A 14,414-nucleotide genomic window follows, 5' to 3' on the forward strand; every position below is an offset into this window, starting at 1 on the left:
AGGTATTCATGACCGTGGCCCAAACGACCAAATACGTTATCAAGTACAAACTCAACGGTGAGCGCCGCTTCGAGTTCGCGCAACTGGAAAACGGCACCGCCGAAGAAGCCAAGGCTGCGCTGGATGCAATTCACGACCAGAGCGACGTGATCAGCGATATCGCCGTCAGCAAAGCGCTGTAAGGCACCGAACGGAGTTCGTCCGCAAGCGGCGCAGGGGCGAACGGGTATTTCCACTGCAAGTGGCGATTCTTCTGTCGGAACCCGGCCAGGACTTTACCGGTGGCGAGTTTTTTGCTCACCGAGCAGCGCCCGCGCATGCAGTCCCGGCCGCAAGCGCTGGACTTTAAGAAAGGCGACGCGGTGATTTTCGCCGTCAACCAACGTCCGGCCACAGGCGTGCGCGGCGATTATCGGGTGACCATGCGTCATGGCGTCAGTCGCCTGCACAGTGGAAAAAGGCATACCCTAGGCATCATCTTTCACGACGCCACATCAACGCCATGCACCCTCACACCTTCGATCTGTTCGCCGACAGCGAACCCGAACAGCAACCCGGCGCCGAACAGATTGGCGAACAAGCGTGGCTGCTGCGCGGTTTCGCCCTGCCGCTTATCGACCCGTTGTTGCCGGCGCTGGATGCCATTCTTGCCACGGCCCCGCTCCGACACATGATCACGCCCGGCGGTTTCAGCATGTCTGTGGGCACCAGCAGTTGTGGCGAACTGGGCTGGATCACCGATCGCAGTGGCTATCGTTACTCGCGTGTCGATCCGCTCAGCGGATCGCCCTGGCCGCAGATGCCGGCGGTGTTTGCCAAACTGGCGCATTCGGCGGCGATGGAAGCGGGGTTTTCCGACTTCAACGCAGATTCCTGCCTGATCAACCGATATGTCCCCGGTGCCAAGATGTCATTGCATCAGGACAAAGACGAAAACGCCTACGCGGCCCCCATCGTTTCGCTGTCGCTAGGCTTGCCGGCCATGTTTCTGTTTGGCGGATTCGCGCGGAGCGACAAGAGCCAGCGGATTCCCTTGCTGCACGGCGATATGGTGGTCTGGGGCGGCGTCGATCGTTTACGTTTTCACGGGGTGTTGCCGATCAAACAGGGTCGGCATTCGCGACTGGGTGAACAACGGATCAACCTGACTTTTCGTGTTGCTGGATGAACTGCAAAAGTTTGACCGCAAGGCCCGGAGTGTTGCGCTCACCCACCTTGGTTAACCTGTATCAAACAGGTCAACGGATTACCCGACATGAATACGCTTTCGAGCCATCTCAATACTGCAGACGATCCACGTTGGGCCGCCGTGCTGGCAAGGGATCCACGGGCAGACGGGCAATTTGTCTATGCCGTGAAAACCACCGGCATCTACTGCCGCCCAAGCAGTCTTGCGCGGTTGCCGAAACCGCAGAATGTCGAGTTCTTCGACACCGCCGAACAGGCTGAGGCCGCCGGTTATCGCCCCAGCAAACGCGCGAGTAAAGACCAGAGTGAGGTGAGCGTTCAGCATGCCGCCACGGTGGCAACAGCCTGTCGGCAGATCGAGTCCGCCGAAGCCCTGCCGGCACTCAACGAACTCGCTGAAACGGCCGGGTTAAGCCCCTTTCATTTTCACCGGGTATTCAAAGCCGTGACCGGACTGACGCCCAAGGGTTACGCCAGCGCCCACCGCTCGCGCAGAGTCCGTGAGCGCTTGGCCAACGGTGGTTCGGTGACCGAAGCGCTGTACGACGCAGGCTTCAATTCCAACAGCCGCTTCTACGAAGCCGCCGATCAACTGCTAGGCATGAAACCCGGTGACTATCGTGCCGCCGGGCAAAACAACGACATTCGTTTCGCCGTCGGGCAATGCTCGCTCGGAGCGATTCTGGTGGCGCAAAGCGACCGCGGGGTTTGCGCGATTCTATTGGGTGACGATCCTCACCAACTGGTGTGCGATCTGCAGGATCAGTTCCGCAAAGCCAATCTGATTGGCGCCGACACCGGGTTTGAACAACTGATCGCCAAAGTGGTGGGATTTATCGAAGCTCCCGCGCTTGGCCTGGATCTGCCGCTGGACGTGCGCGGGACGGCGTTTCAGGAGCGCGTGTGGCAGGCGCTGCGGGAAATTCCCGTGGGCAGCACCGCCAGTTATGCCGAGATTGCCCAGCGCATCGGCGCGCCAACTTCGATGCGCGCCGTGGCCCAGGCTTGCGGGGCGAATCGCCTGGCAGTGGCGATCCCTTGCCACCGCGTGGTGCGCAGCGATGGCAATCTTTCCGGCTATCGCTGGGGCGTGGAGCGCAAACGGCAATTGCTTGAACGTGAAACGCAGCCTTAACGATTGAGTCAGCGGTTGACGTCAACCACAACCCGCCCGCGCAGTTGTCCGGCCAGCAGTTTCGGCGCGGCATCGATGACTTCGCTCAAGGCGATTTCATGGCTGATCAATGGCAGCAAGGCAACGTCCAGATCCTTGGCCAAACGATCCCAAGCTTGCAGGCGACGCGCCTTGGGCTGAGTCACGCTGTTGATACCGGCCAGCGTGACTCCGCGCAAAATGAACGGTGCCACCGAAGCTGGAAAGTCCATGCCCTGAGCCAGACCGCAGGCAGCGACGGTGCCTTCTGCGCGCGTACTGGCGCAGGCGTTGGCCAAGGTGTGGCTGCCGACCGAGTCGATCACCCCCGCCCAACGCTCCTTGGCCAGCGGCTTGCCCGGTTCAGACAAGGTTGCCCGGTCGATGATTTCTCCGGCGCCCAATTGCTTCAGGTATTCATGCTCGGATACCCGGCCAGTGGAAGCCACGACCCGATAACCGAGTTTGCTCAGTAGTGCGATGGCGAAGCTGCCGACGCCGCCATTGGCGCCCGTCACCAGCACTTCGCCTTGATCCGGCGTCACGCCGTTACGTTCGAGGGCCAGAATGCACAGCATGGCGGTGTAGCCAGCCGTGCCAATCGCCATTGCCTGTGCCGCAGAAAACGCCTCGGGCAACGGAATCAGCCAGTCGCCATTGAGCCGGGCCTTTTGCGCCAGACCGCCCCAATGGCTTTCGCCCACACCCCAGCCGTTGAGCAGCACCTGATCGCCCACCCTGTAATCCGGATGCGAACTGACTTCGACCGTGCCCGCCAGATCGATTCCCGGCACCAGCGGAAATTTACGCACCACCGGGCTGCTGCCGGTAATCGCCAGGCCGTCTTTGAAATTAAGCGTGCTGTACGCGACGTTCACCGCCACATTGCCTTCTGGCAACTGCTCTTCGTTGATCCGTTGCAGGCTGGCGCGATAACCGCTGTCGTCTTTATTGATCAAAATACCGTTGAACATGATGGCCTCTCATGGATGGGTTTGCGGTTTCATGCCTTTCAAATATCACATCGCAACCTGTTGCCACACTCGACTTTCAGCCAATCCGCCAATCCACCGGATGTTTTCAAGGCGGGCGACTATGCTTTTTCGACGATGCTGCTTTTGCTGTTTTCTTTCAGAAACCGGTCTGTCGATGGAGCTGACAATGTTTTACAAACGCTCGCTTTCGGTGATGCTGATGCTGTGCCTGATGGCCTGTGCCAATGCCTGGGCGGCACCGGCTACCACGAACGCGGAAGCGGCGCCAAGCGAACCGACATGGCCGCAAGTCATCACCAGCGGCAAGGCCACGCTGACCGTGTATCAGCCACAACTCGACAGTTGGGACGGCTACACCCTCAATGCCCGCGCGGCCGTCGAAGCCAGGGGCGCCAATGGCAAGTCTACTTACGGCATCGTCCAGTTCAGTGCCAACACGCTGGTCGACAAGGCCACGCGTTGGGTCGCGCTCGATCAATACAAAATCATCAAGGCCGACTTCCCGGCTGACACCCGCCAGGCCGACATGTGGGTCGCTGCATTGCAGAAAGATGCGGCCAATCGCAAGAAAACCATTTCGCTTGATCAGCTGGAGGCCGCCGTCGGCGTGCTCTCGGCAGAACAGAGGGCTGACAGCGCACCGCTGGAGAACGCGCCACCGACTGTCATCAGCGCCGATGTACCCGCCCTGCTCGTTTATATCGACGGCGATGCAGCCTATCGGCCGGTGGAGGGTACGACGCTGCAACGGGTGATCAACACACGCCCGCTATTGCTGAAGGACACGCAGGGCAAACATTACCTGCATGTATTCGATGGCTGGATGGTCGCTGGCCAGATCAATGGTGACTACACGCGTCTGGCCATGCCATCCGCAGACCTCGAAAAAGCCATGCAGGCTGCCATCAAGAGCCGGCAGGTGGATCTGCTGACCGGACAAAGTGACCCGAAAGACAAGATCCCAAGCCTGACCAAGCCACCGCAGCCGAAAATTTTTGTTGCCTCCACGCCCACCGAGCTACTGGTCACCGACGGAGCTCCACAGTGGCAGCCAATTCAGGGCACAAGCCTGTTGTATGTCAGCAATACCACCGGACATATCTTCAAGGAAATCGCCGATCAGAACAGTTACGTGCTGATCTCAGGTCGCTGGTTTCGCGCCAGCGACATGAACGGGCCCTGGACATTTACCCCGGCGGACAAACTGCCGGCAGATTTTGCCAACATCCCCGACGACAGCCCGAAAGAAAACGTCAAAGCTTCGGTTGCCGGTACCCCACAAGCCAAGGAAGCAGCGATTGCCGCAACCATCCCGCAGACCTCGGCGATAAAGAAAAGCGCAGTAAAACTGACCGAACCGCAGTTCGATGGCGAGCCGCAACTCAAGGCCATCAACACCACATCGCTGCAATACGTAATCAACAGTGCTACGCCAATTATCCGGGTCGACAACAGCAGTTGGTATGCAGTGGAGAACGGTATCTGGTTCACTGCTACCACAGTCAACGGCCCGTGGGTCGTGGCCAGTTCCGTGCCAGCGGTGATCTATTCGATCCCGCCGAGTTCACCCATGCATTACCTCACTTACGTCAAAGTCTATGAGGCCAGCGGCGACACCGTGGTCGTCGGCTACACCCCCGGTTATCAGGGTTCGAATCTTGACCCGGCTACCGGTGTCGTGGTGTATGGCACCGGTTACCCGTACACGCCATGGGTCGGCAATGTCTGGTACGGGCCGCCGGTAACTTATGGTTTCGGCGTTGCCATCCGGTACACGCCATGGACTGGCTGGACCTTCGGTTTCGGCTTTGGCTGGAGCTGGGGCGGCAGCACCGTCGCCATGGGTTGGGGCTGGGGCGCGTATCCGTGGTGGGGCAATTACGGTTGGGGTTACGCCTGGGGCCCGCGCTTGTATCCAGCACCTTTAGCCTGGGGCGGCGCCGCTTACGGCTATCGCGGCGGTGCTGTGGCCTGGGGGCCGGGTGGATGGGCCGGTACTACTGGAAATATCTATCGTCAGTGGGGTGATCGAGCGACAGTCAGTCGCACTGGCGCCGGTTACAACGCATGGACCGGCAATCGTTGGGCGGGTCAGGTCGGCTCTTCCTATAACTCACGCACCGGCGTAGCGGCGGCTGGCCAGCGCGGCGCTGTGCACAATGTCTACACCGGCAACTATGCAGCCGGACGCAGTGGTGTGGCGACCGGGCCGAACGGTGGCGCGATTGCCGGTCAGAAAGTCACTGCAGGTAATGTGCGTAATGGTACGCAGGTCACTGCCAGTCGCGGCGCGGCGTACAACCCCAATACAGGCAATACCACTCAATATGGCGGTGTTCGCGGGAAAAACGGCGGCGCCGCGCGCGTTGGCGACAACGTCTATGCCGGCCGCGATGGCAATGTCTACAAGAAAACCGATGATGGCTGGCAATCAGTGGCCAAGAGCCGCGCTCCGCGCACCGCTCCAATCAATAACAACGCCCAGTTACAAAACCTGAACCGTGAGTCCGCCGCTCGTAATTTCGGCAACCAGCGCACCCATAACGTTCAAAACTCCTCACGAAACATGAACCGTTCCTATGGAGGAGGCGGCGGTGGCGGACTTCATCGACGCTGAGAGCCCGCGCTGGGCGATGTTCTGAATTTCAGAGTGGCCCTGAATTCGGTTTTACTGTTAAAAAACCGGCTGCGCCGTCCCTGCCCCGTTTCATCGTTCGGAGAACCGTTTCCATGAGCCAATGGCCAGATACTCGCATGCTCGACCTGCTCGGCATTGAATTACCGATCATTCAGGCCCCAATGGCCGGCGCCACGAACTCTTCAATGGTGATCGCGGTGTGCAACGCCGGTGGTTTGGGGTCAATGCCGGCGGCAATGCTGAGCACTGAGCAATTGCGTGAAGAGCTGCAGACGATTCGCGCCAACACCGACAAGCCTTTCAACGTGAATTTCTTCTGTCATCAGCCACCCGCAGCCGATGAGCAGCGCGCACGCGACTGGAAGAACTTGCTGGAACCGTACTACCGCGAACTGGGCGTCGACTTCGATGCGCCAACACCCGTGTCCAATCGTGCGCCATTCGATGCGGCGGCGTGCGAAGTGCTTGAAGAGTTCCGCCCTGAAGTCGTGAGCTTCCACTTCGGCCTGCCGGAAAAAACCTTGCTGGATCGGGTGAAGGCCACTGGAGCAAAAATCCTCTCTTCTGCAACCACTGTCGATGAAGCGGTATGGCTGGAACAGAACGGTTGCGACGCGATCATCGCCATGGGCTACGAGGCCGGTGGCCATCGCGGGATGTTTCTCAGCGATGACTTGAACAGCCAGGTCGGTACATTTGCGCTGGTGCCGCAGATAGTCGATGCGGTGAAAGTACCGGTGATAGCTGCCGGCGCAATTGCCGATGCCCGCGGTGTGGCGGCGGCGTTCATGCTGGGCGCCTCGGCAGTACAGGTCGGCACTGCGTATCTGTTCACCCCCGAAGCGAAAGTCAGCGCCTCGCATCACAAGGCATTGCGCACTGCCAAGGAAAGCGAAACAGCGATCACCAACCTTTTCACCGGGCGTCCCGCTCGCGGCATTCTCAACCGCGTCATGCGTGAACTGGGGCCGATGTCGCCGAAAGCACCGGCATTTCCATTGGCCGGTGGGGCATTGATGCCATTGCGTGCGAAAGATGACGCACAGTTCGCCAACCTGTGGGCCGGTCAGGCGTTCACGCTGGGCCAGGACGTCAGCAGCGCCGAACTGACGCGGCAGTTGGCCGAAGGTGCATTGATCAAACTGGTTCGACGTTGACGGCAATCGAGGTAAGCCATCAAAAGTCCTTACCCGCTTCTCACCAGCGCTTCCTGTTCGGCGGTATTTCGCTATATATTCCTATATATAGCGATTTCACCTCTGCATCGGCGCAGTCCATTCCAATAAAAACTGCCCTCTGCACCGCCAATAACGGAGCTGTTACATGACCATTCGTGCCTCACTTTTTGCGCCTGCCTGCCTTACTTCTTTGCTCGCAGCCTTCGCCGCCGGCGCCGTTCAGGCTGATGAAGTGCAGGTGGCGGTTGCTGCCAACTTCACCGCGCCGATCCAGGCCATCGCTGCCGATTTCGAAAAAGACACCGGGCACAAACTGGTCGCAGCCTATGGCGCCACCGGACAGTTCTACACCCAGATCAAAAACGGCGCGCCGTTCGAAGTATTCCTCTCGGCCGACGACACCACCCCGGAAAAACTCGAAAAAGAAGGCGACACCGTCAAAGGTTCGCGCTTCACCTACGCCATCGGCACGCTGGCACTGTGGTCGGCGAAGGACGGTTACGTCGATGCCAAGGGTGATGTGCTGAAGAAAAACGAATACCAGCATCTGTCCATTGCCAACCCAAAAGCCGCGCCATACGGCCTGGCCGCCACGCAAGTGCTGGAAAAACTGAAACTGACGGAAGCGACCAAAGCCAAGATCGTTGAGGGCCAGAACATCACTCAGGCCTATCAGTTCGTGTCCACCGGCAACGCCGAGCTGGGCTTCGTTGCGTTGTCGCAGATTTACAAGGACGGCAAAGTCAGCAGCGGTTCGGCGTGGATCGTGCCAGCCAGCCTGCACGACCCGATCAAACAGGACGCAGTGATCCTCAACAAAGGCAAGGACAGCGCCGCTGCCAAGGCGCTGGTTGAATACCTCAAAGGCCCGAAAGCCGCGGCGATCATCACGTCTTACGGTTACCAACTCTAAATGTCGCTGACGAGTGCCGATTTCGCGGCGATCTGGCTGACCCTGAAACTGGCGTCCCTGACCACTGTGATCCTGCTGGTTGTCGGCACTCCGATTGCCCTGTGGTTGTCGCGCACCCGCTCCTGGCTGCGCGGCCCGATCGGGGCAATCGTCGCCCTGCCCCTCGTGCTGCCGCCGACCGTCATTGGTTTCTATCTATTACTGATGATGGGCCCGCACGGCTTTCTCGGCCAGTTCACCCAATGGTTGGGCCTGGGCACGCTGACCTTCAGCTTCACCGGACTGGTGATCGGTTCGGTGATCTATTCCATGCCGTTCGTAGTGCAACCGTTGCAAAACGCGTTCTCGGCGATCGGCACCCGCCCGCTGGAAGTGGCCGCGACGTTGCGCGCCAATCCGTGGGATACCTTTTTCAGCGTGATCCTGCCGTTGGCCCGACCCGGTTTCCTCACCGCGGCGATCCTGGGTTTTGCGCATACCGTCGGTGAATTCGGCGTCGTGCTGATGATCGGCGGCAACATTCCTGAGAAGACCCGCGTGGTCTCGGTGCAAATCTACGACCACGTCGAAGCGATGGAATACGCCCAGGCCCACTGGCTGGCTGGCGCGATGCTGGTGTTTTCGTTTCTGGTGTTGCTGGTGCTGTACTCCAGCCGCAAAACCCGCGCGGGCTGGAGTTGATCGATGATTGATGCACGTCTGAACATCACTTATTCAGGCTTCAGCCTGGATGTCGATCTACGTTTGCCAGGCCGTGGTGTCAGCGCACTCTACGGTCATTCAGGTTCGGGGAAAACCACGTGCCTGCGTTGTATTGCCGGGCTTGAGCGCGCCGACCACGGTTTTATCCGGATCAACGAAGAAGTCTGGCAGGACAGCGAAAATGGGATTTTCGTCCCGCCGCACAAACGCGCACTGGGTTATGTATTTCAGGAAGCCAGCCTGTTCCCGCATTTGTCGGTGCTGGCCAATCTGCAATTCGGCCTCAAGCGCATCGCCAAGTCGCAGCGTCGCGTAGACATGACGCACGCTACCGAATTGCTGGGGATTGGCCATTTGCTCGAGCGGCATCCGCAGCATCTGTCCGGCGGCGAACGGCAGCGTGTCGGCATCGCCCGCGCGTTGCTGACCAGTCCGAAATTGCTACTGATGGACGAGCCGCTGGCCGCGCTCGACAGCCAGCGCAAAAATGAAATCCTGCCGTATCTGCAACGTCTGCATGACGAACTGGATATCCCGGTGCTGTACGTCAGTCATGCGCAGGATGAAGTCGCACGTCTGGCCGATCATCTGGTGCTGCTCAGCGACGGCAAGGTCTTGGCCAGTGGCCCGATCGGCGAAACCCTCGCCCGTCTCGATCTGCCGATGGCGATGGGCGACGACGCCGGCGTGATCATCGAGGGCCAGGTCAGTGCCTACGATGCCGATTATCAGTTATTGAGCCTGCAACTGCCGGCCACCGAAATGAACATCCGCGTGACTCACGCGCCGCTGGCGCTGGGCCAGGCCTTGCGCTGCAAGGTACACGCCCGGGACATCAGCCTGGCCCTGCACAACGACGAGTTCAGCAGCATTCTCAATCGCCTGCCGGTGACCGTGATCAGCGAGCAAGCGGCAGACAACGCAGCCCATGTGCTGATCCGTCTCGACGCCGGCGGCACCCCGTTGCTGGCGCGCATCACGCGCTACTCGCGCGATCAGCTGGGCGTGCATCCGGGCCAGCAACTCTGGGCGCAAATCAAGGCAGTCGCGGTGCTCGCCTAAATCATTCGGCACCACGGCTTCGGCGTGCGGTCAATCGTTTTACAGACCGCCGCGCTACAGGAAGCCGCCATGCCCGACACCGAGTTGACCGTCGAACTGCCATCCGACCTGCATTATGTCGATGACACGCAGCCAGGCATCACCCGCAAAAAACTGCGTGGCAAGTTCAGCTATTTCGAACCGTCGGGCCAGCGCATTACCGATGCCGATGAAATCAAACGTATCAATGCCCTCGCCGTGCCGCCGGCCTATGTCGATGTGTGGATCTGCCCAGATCCGCGTGGTCATCTGCAAGCGACCGGCCGCGATGCCCGGGGCCGCAAGCAATATCGCTATCACGCGCGCTGGCGCGAAGTGCGTGACGCCGACAAATACTCGCGGCTGCGCGAGTTCGGCATGGCGCTGCCAAAGTTGCGCAAACAGCTGGAAACCCTGTTGGCGGCTCCCGGTTTCAGCCGCGACAAGGTCATGGCCACGGTGATCACCCTGCTCGACGCTACGTTGATCCGGGTCGGCAACACGCAATATGCGCGAGACAATCGCTCTTACGGCCTGACCACCCTGCGCAGCCGGCATGTCGAAGTCAACGGTAGTGCGATCCTGTTCCAGTTCCGCGGCAAGAGCGGCATCGAACACCAGATCACCGTGAAGGATCGCCGTCTGGCGCGGATCATCAAGCGTTGCCTGGAGCTTCCTGGCCAAAACCTGTTCCAGTACCTGGACGAAAACGGCGAACGGCACACCGTCAGCTCTTCCGACGTCAACACCTACCTGCAAACCCTGACGGGCGCCGACTTCACCGCCAAGGATTATCGCACCTGAGCTGGCAGCGCCTTGGCACTGGCGGTTTTGCGCGAGCTTAAACATGAATCCGAAACAGAAGCCAAACGGCACGTGGTGGAAATGGTCAAAGGCGTCGCCAAACAGTTAGGCAACACGCCGGCGGTGTGCCGCAAGTGCTACATCCACCCGGCAGTGGTGGAAAAATTCATGCTCGGAGCCCTCGCCGAATTGCCCCGGCCACGTGTGCGCAAGGGCCTGCGCGCCGAGGAAGTCGCATTGGCAATGTTTCTTGAACGCATGAGCGAGATGACGGCTACGCCTTGATTGATATAGCGTCGTCCTCTAGGCTAGCCACCTTTCCCCTCCTCAGGACGACCGCAGAAGTGAACAACCCAGCCCTCTGAAAATGTAATCGCGGCACGCCGTAAACGGCGCTTGTCAGTTTTCACGACATTTTTCTGGAGGTGCCGATGACTCACGTCTCGCGTACGCCCGCACTCGTCTCGCTGAATCAACTGGGTTTTCAATTCGCCAATGGCGAGACGATTTTCAACGACCTGAATCTGAAATTCGATCATCTGCCGACCGCTATTGTCGGCCGCAACGGTGTCGGCAAAAGCGTACTCGCCCGGCTGATTGCCGGGCAGTTACGGGCAACTACCGGCAGCGTCGTGCGCTCAGCATCAGTGCATTACGTCCCACAAACCTTCGTCGCATCGCCTGGGCAAACCGTGGCGGACGCACTGGGGGCGGCCTCCGTTCTGGCGGCCCTGGGGCGACTCAACCAAGGCGACGTCAGTGCCGATGATTTCGACATCATTGGCGAACACTGGGACTTAGCGGAACGTTTGCGCCAGTTACTCGATGAGTCTGGACTAACCGGTATCGCGGCGAGCGATTTGACGGCGCCCCTCAGCGGCGGCCAGCAAGCCCGGATCGCCCTGATTGGCGCGCTGCTGAGCGAGGCGCAATTACTGGTGCTGGATGAGCCGACCAATCATCTCGACAGCGCGGGCCGGCAGTGGCTTACAAAAACGCTGGAACAATGGCGCGGCGGCTCGATCATCGTCAGCCATGACCGGCAGTTGCTGGAGCGAATGCGTAAAATCGTCGAACTCACACCTTTGGGCGCCAACGTCTTCAGCGGTCGTTATTCGGAATTTGCCGAACAGCGCCGAATCCATCAAGCCGCTGCGCAGGCTCAACTTGATCAAGCCCGGATCGAACGCCAGCGCGAGCGTTCGCGACTGCAACGCGAGCACGATGCAATCCAGCGCCACGCTGCCACCAGTCGGCGTAAAGCTGAAACCGCCAACGTCGCCAGCTTCGAACGGATGGCCGCCAAAGCCGCTGCGCGAGAAATCATGGGCAAGGTGCGGCGCGGCCACCAGGTACGTAAATCCGATCTGGATAATCGTGTACGCGACGCCTATGCGAACGTTGTGCCCGACGGCGCAGTCCTGATCAATTTGCCGGGGAGCGGCGTCCCCAATACGCGCCAGGTCTGCACGTTAGTCGACGCCTGCCTGCCACGGCTGCCGGTGGATGCGCCATCGTCGCGGCTCACCTTCGCCATCCACGGGCCCATGCGCATTGCTGTCAGCGGCCCCAATGGCTGCGGCAAATCAACCCTGCTGAACATGCTCGCGGGGGCGCTGGTGCCAGTCTCCGGTGAGTGCACCACTCACGTACCGTTTGCCTTCCTTGATCAACAACTGACGTTACTGGAGGCGCGGTCTTCCATTGTTGAACAGCTACAAGCGCAGCAGACACCGCTGAGCGAAGGCACCTTGCGCACTTATCTGGCGCACCTGCAATTGAATGCGCAACGCGTCACGCTGCCCTGTGCCTCACTCAGTGGCGGCGAACGCCTGAAAGCCGCGCTCGCGTTGGCATTGTGGTGCCAGAACCCGGCGCAATTGTTGCTGCTGGATGAGCCGACCAATCACCTTGATCTGGCTTCGGTGGAAGCTTTCGAACACGCCCTGCGGGCATTTCCCGGAGCGATTGTCGCGGTTTCCCACGATCAGGCATTTTTACAGGCATTAAACCCGACCCATGTTTTGCACTGGCACCCTGAAGGCTGGCAACTGCAACCGACGAGTTGACCTGTCTATTTTTTGCACGATTGCCGAGGGCTTCTATAGTTGATGTGACACGAATCAGCTGCGGTGACGCCATGGAAGACATTTTTGTCGTGAAGCGTTGCAACAAGATCATCATTCACGGTCGACGCGCCGGTGACAGCCAGCATGATCCTGCTGAACCCGTTGGCTGGTTTCGCATCCTCGATACCCGCACCGCGGGGTTCATCGGCGATGGCTACGACGCCGAAGAAGACGCCCGACGCGAATGCAAGCGTCTCAACGCAGTCAGTTCACCCATACCGGCCCGCGAGTCTTCCGGCTGATGCCGTTGCGCAGCGGGTCTATACTGAAACCAGCTGAGGGAGCAGCGCCCCAACGGCAGAAGGCTCGCGACTCGCGGGCTTTTTGCTGCCCCTCAGCGGTTTCATGAACGGAGGTGTTCCATGTCAGAGAAAGAGTCCATCACCACCCTCCTCACCCTGCTCGACGCCCGCCAGGCGCGGCTCGCGGCAGCTTGCAAAGAGATCGCCGACTGGGTCGATCACCAGGGCGGGCACCCCACCGCGCTGCGCATCCGTGATCGGCTGAACGATATCGAAAAAGATGCGCCGCTGATCCGCAGCACGCTGACAGCGCTCAAGCCAATCGATCGGCCGCTACCTCGATTCAGATAACAGCGGTTGGCAATAAGGCTTTGTATACGGTGCCCCTTGTGCCACCGCATTGCTGCGCGTTCGCTATTTATTGTCTTTGCATAAGGGCGAGGTTTTTTTCACGTAATCATCACATCGGTGCGCGTACATTCAAATCACTCCTTTGCAAAGCAACGTTTATCACCCGCCCGCATGCGGGTGTTTTTTTGCCTGCAGTTCCAGCTACCGAACGGCGCCATGGGGAAGTTGTCATAACCTGTACACGTCACTGAAGGAGACAGTTCATGGTTATCCACTTCAACGTCGACGGCCATCTGGCTTGTGGCCACAAGGGCGAGCAACTCACCGCGAGCAAAGAGCTCAATCGCGTGAAGTGCCGCAGTTGCCGCAATACCGATGCCTTCAAACAGGCGAGAAAAGACCAGCGCAACGCAGCTCGCCGCAGTGCAAGGCACGCCAAAACCAGTCATGGCGCAACAGACTGGCGCGCAGCATGGATAGAACGGCTGACGGCGATAGCTGGACGTCAGCGATTGCCTCGCGGATTTGCCGGGCAGGCATTTGTTTAGATCTTCATAAAAAAGGGCCGATTGAATCGGCCCTTTTTTCGTCATACGCAGGGCCGTTCCAAAGCTATGCGGACTGGCTCGCTGAAAGTAAAGAAATAAAACGACGTCAGTGTCAGTTGGTATTTGAAATCCAGCATTTCGATGTTCATCGATACGACACCGTTGTGCTGGAAGAAGAGTTGGTTCAAGCGTGACAAGTTATCCATTTTTTTACGACCTGTAGCACATATCGAGCGTGCGAGGATGAACATACGTTCACCGACAACATGGTTCAACGCGTCTACCCTGCGGTTTCCGACATAGTGACTACAGGAGTACCCACCATGTTCTCGCACGAAAGCATCCCGCTGATTATCATCTTCATCATCATGCTGCTTGGCGTGCTTGCGGCCTTTCTGCACCCGGTCCATGCGCTGTATAGCTGGCTTCGCAGACGGAGGGAAAGATTAGCTGCCGAGATCGCAGAAGACGTGGATTTGCGCTGAATGCTTAT

General features: G+C 59.3%; 15 protein-coding genes and 2 pseudogenes. 16 read left to right on the forward strand and 1 reads right to left on the reverse strand.

Annotation, left to right across the window (positions count from 1 at the left end):
* Window positions 1-8: 8 nt before the first annotated feature.
* The 4 genes and pseudogenes from CKW18_RS30480 to ada all read left to right on the forward strand — a co-directional run bounded on the left by CKW18_RS30480 (window position 9) and on the right by ada (window position 2,323).
* A complete protein-coding gene (locus CKW18_RS30480; RefSeq protein WP_170947203.1) occupies window positions 9-182 on the forward strand; it encodes a hypothetical protein in 174 nt (57 codons plus the stop codon).
* Between the two features lie 35 nt (window positions 183-217).
* Window positions 218-491, forward strand: a pseudogene (locus CKW18_RS02230) (2OG-Fe(II) oxygenase); the annotation flags it as partial.
* 11 nt (window positions 492-502) lie between these two features.
* Window positions 503-1,168 carry a DNA oxidative demethylase AlkB gene (gene alkB, locus CKW18_RS02235; RefSeq protein ID WP_095187258.1) on the forward strand — a complete coding sequence of 222 codons (666 nt, stop codon included), beginning with the start codon at window positions 503-505 and terminating at the stop codon, window positions 1,166-1,168.
* Window positions 1,169-1,255: 87 nt separating this feature from the next.
* The gene (ada, locus tag CKW18_RS02240) at window positions 1,256-2,323 is read left to right on the forward strand and encodes a bifunctional DNA-binding transcriptional regulator/O6-methylguanine-DNA methyltransferase Ada (protein WP_095187259.1); all 1,068 of its coding nucleotides are present in this window, start codon (window positions 1,256-1,258) and stop codon (window positions 2,321-2,323) included.
* An 8-nt stretch (window positions 2,324-2,331) separates the two neighbouring features.
* On the opposite strand, the gene CKW18_RS02245 is transcribed toward ada, so the two are convergent.
* A complete protein-coding gene (locus tag CKW18_RS02245) occupies window positions 2,332-3,315 on the reverse strand; it encodes an MDR family oxidoreductase (protein WP_095187260.1) in 984 nt (327 codons plus the stop codon).
* A gap of 187 nt (window positions 3,316-3,502) precedes the next feature.
* On the opposite strand from CKW18_RS02245, the gene CKW18_RS02250 reads away from it, so the two are divergent.
* From CKW18_RS02250 to CKW18_RS30495, 12 genes and pseudogenes are all read left to right on the forward strand, one after another.
* Window positions 3,503-5,953, forward strand: coding sequence for an autotransporter (locus CKW18_RS02250; RefSeq protein WP_095187261.1), 2,451 nt, complete (start codon window positions 3,503-3,505; stop codon window positions 5,951-5,953).
* Between the two features lie 113 nt (window positions 5,954-6,066).
* Window positions 6,067-7,131 (forward strand): nitronate monooxygenase family protein, encoded by a 1,065-nt coding sequence (locus CKW18_RS02255; RefSeq protein WP_095187262.1) that lies wholly within the window; start codon window positions 6,067-6,069, stop codon window positions 7,129-7,131.
* A gap of 166 nt (window positions 7,132-7,297) precedes the next feature.
* Window positions 7,298-8,065 carry a molybdate ABC transporter substrate-binding protein gene (modA, locus tag CKW18_RS02260; RefSeq protein WP_095187263.1) on the forward strand — a complete coding sequence of 256 codons (768 nt, stop codon included), beginning with the start codon at window positions 7,298-7,300 and terminating at the stop codon, window positions 8,063-8,065.
* On the forward strand, window positions 8,066-8,746 hold the full coding sequence (gene modB, locus CKW18_RS02265) for a molybdate ABC transporter permease subunit (protein WP_095187264.1): 681 nt from the start codon (window positions 8,066-8,068) through the stop codon (window positions 8,744-8,746).
* Window positions 8,747-8,749: 3 nt separating this feature from the next.
* Entirely contained in the window at window positions 8,750-9,829 is a 1,080-nt protein-coding gene (gene modC / locus CKW18_RS02270; RefSeq protein WP_095187265.1) for a molybdenum ABC transporter ATP-binding protein, read from the forward strand.
* A gap of 69 nt (window positions 9,830-9,898) precedes the next feature.
* Window positions 9,899-10,936 (forward strand): annotated as a pseudogene (locus CKW18_RS02275) (DNA topoisomerase IB).
* 146 nt (window positions 10,937-11,082) lie between these two features.
* Complete coding sequence (locus CKW18_RS02280; RefSeq protein WP_095187266.1) at window positions 11,083-12,720, forward strand: ABC-F family ATP-binding cassette domain-containing protein; 1,638 nt, start codon at window positions 11,083-11,085, stop codon at window positions 12,718-12,720.
* Window positions 12,721-12,791: 71 nt separating this feature from the next.
* Entirely contained in the window at window positions 12,792-13,022 is a 231-nt protein-coding gene (locus CKW18_RS02285; RefSeq protein ID WP_095187267.1) for a hypothetical protein, read from the forward strand.
* A 120-nt stretch (window positions 13,023-13,142) separates the two neighbouring features.
* Window positions 13,143-13,373 (forward strand): hypothetical protein, encoded by a 231-nt coding sequence (locus tag CKW18_RS02290; protein WP_095187268.1) that lies wholly within the window; start codon window positions 13,143-13,145, stop codon window positions 13,371-13,373.
* 263 nt (window positions 13,374-13,636) lie between these two features.
* The gene (locus CKW18_RS30855; protein ID WP_095187269.1) at window positions 13,637-13,921 is read left to right on the forward strand and encodes a hypothetical protein; all 285 of its coding nucleotides are present in this window, start codon (window positions 13,637-13,639) and stop codon (window positions 13,919-13,921) included.
* On the forward strand, window positions 13,846-14,115 hold the full coding sequence (locus tag CKW18_RS30490; protein WP_170947205.1) for a hypothetical protein: 270 nt from the start codon (window positions 13,846-13,848) through the stop codon (window positions 14,113-14,115). The genes CKW18_RS30855 and CKW18_RS30490 overlap by 76 nt, the downstream gene beginning before the upstream one ends.
* Window positions 14,116-14,244: 129 nt before the next feature.
* Window positions 14,245-14,406: a hypothetical protein gene (locus tag CKW18_RS30495; RefSeq protein ID WP_167394902.1), complete on the forward strand. Its 162-nt coding sequence runs from the start codon at window positions 14,245-14,247 to the stop codon at window positions 14,404-14,406.
* Window positions 14,407-14,414: the final 8 nt, after the last annotated feature.

It is taken from the genome of Pseudomonas sp. Irchel 3E19 (genome assembly GCF_900187585.1).
Classification (GTDB): domain Bacteria; phylum Pseudomonadota; class Gammaproteobacteria; order Pseudomonadales; family Pseudomonadaceae; genus Aquipseudomonas; species Aquipseudomonas baetica.

Bases quoted from the DNA above. Each gene is read 5' to 3' on its own strand.
- modC (WP_095187265.1), top strand. From the start codon at position 8,750: ATGATTGATGCACGTCTGAACATCACTTATTCAGGCTTCAGCCTGGAT.
- CKW18_RS30495 (WP_167394902.1), top strand. From the start codon at position 14,245: ATGTTCTCGCACGAAAGCATCCCGCTGATTATCATCTTCATCATCATG.
- CKW18_RS02290 (WP_095187268.1), top strand. From the start codon at position 13,143: ATGTCAGAGAAAGAGTCCATCACCACCCTCCTCACCCTGCTCGACGCC.
- CKW18_RS02285 (WP_095187267.1), top strand. From the start codon at position 12,792: ATGGAAGACATTTTTGTCGTGAAGCGTTGCAACAAGATCATCATTCAC.
- CKW18_RS30855 (WP_095187269.1), top strand. From the start codon at position 13,637: ATGGTTATCCACTTCAACGTCGACGGCCATCTGGCTTGTGGCCACAAG.
- CKW18_RS30490 (WP_170947205.1), top strand. From the start codon at position 13,846: ATGGATAGAACGGCTGACGGCGATAGCTGGACGTCAGCGATTGCCTCG.
- CKW18_RS02255 (WP_095187262.1), top strand. From the start codon at position 6,067: ATGAGCCAATGGCCAGATACTCGCATGCTCGACCTGCTCGGCATTGAA.
- alkB (WP_095187258.1), top strand. From the start codon at position 503: ATGCACCCTCACACCTTCGATCTGTTCGCCGACAGCGAACCCGAACAG.
- CKW18_RS30480 (WP_170947203.1), top strand. From the start codon at position 9: ATGACCGTGGCCCAAACGACCAAATACGTTATCAAGTACAAACTCAAC.
- modB (WP_095187264.1), top strand. From the start codon at position 8,066: ATGTCGCTGACGAGTGCCGATTTCGCGGCGATCTGGCTGACCCTGAAA.
- CKW18_RS02280 (WP_095187266.1), top strand. From the start codon at position 11,083: ATGACTCACGTCTCGCGTACGCCCGCACTCGTCTCGCTGAATCAACTG.
- modA (WP_095187263.1), top strand. From the start codon at position 7,298: ATGACCATTCGTGCCTCACTTTTTGCGCCTGCCTGCCTTACTTCTTTG.
- ada (WP_095187259.1), top strand. From the start codon at position 1,256: ATGAATACGCTTTCGAGCCATCTCAATACTGCAGACGATCCACGTTGG.
- CKW18_RS02250 (WP_095187261.1), top strand. From the start codon at position 3,503: ATGTTTTACAAACGCTCGCTTTCGGTGATGCTGATGCTGTGCCTGATG.
- CKW18_RS02245 (WP_095187260.1), bottom strand. From the start codon at position 3,315: ATGTTCAACGGTATTTTGATCAATAAAGACGACAGCGGTTATCGCGCC.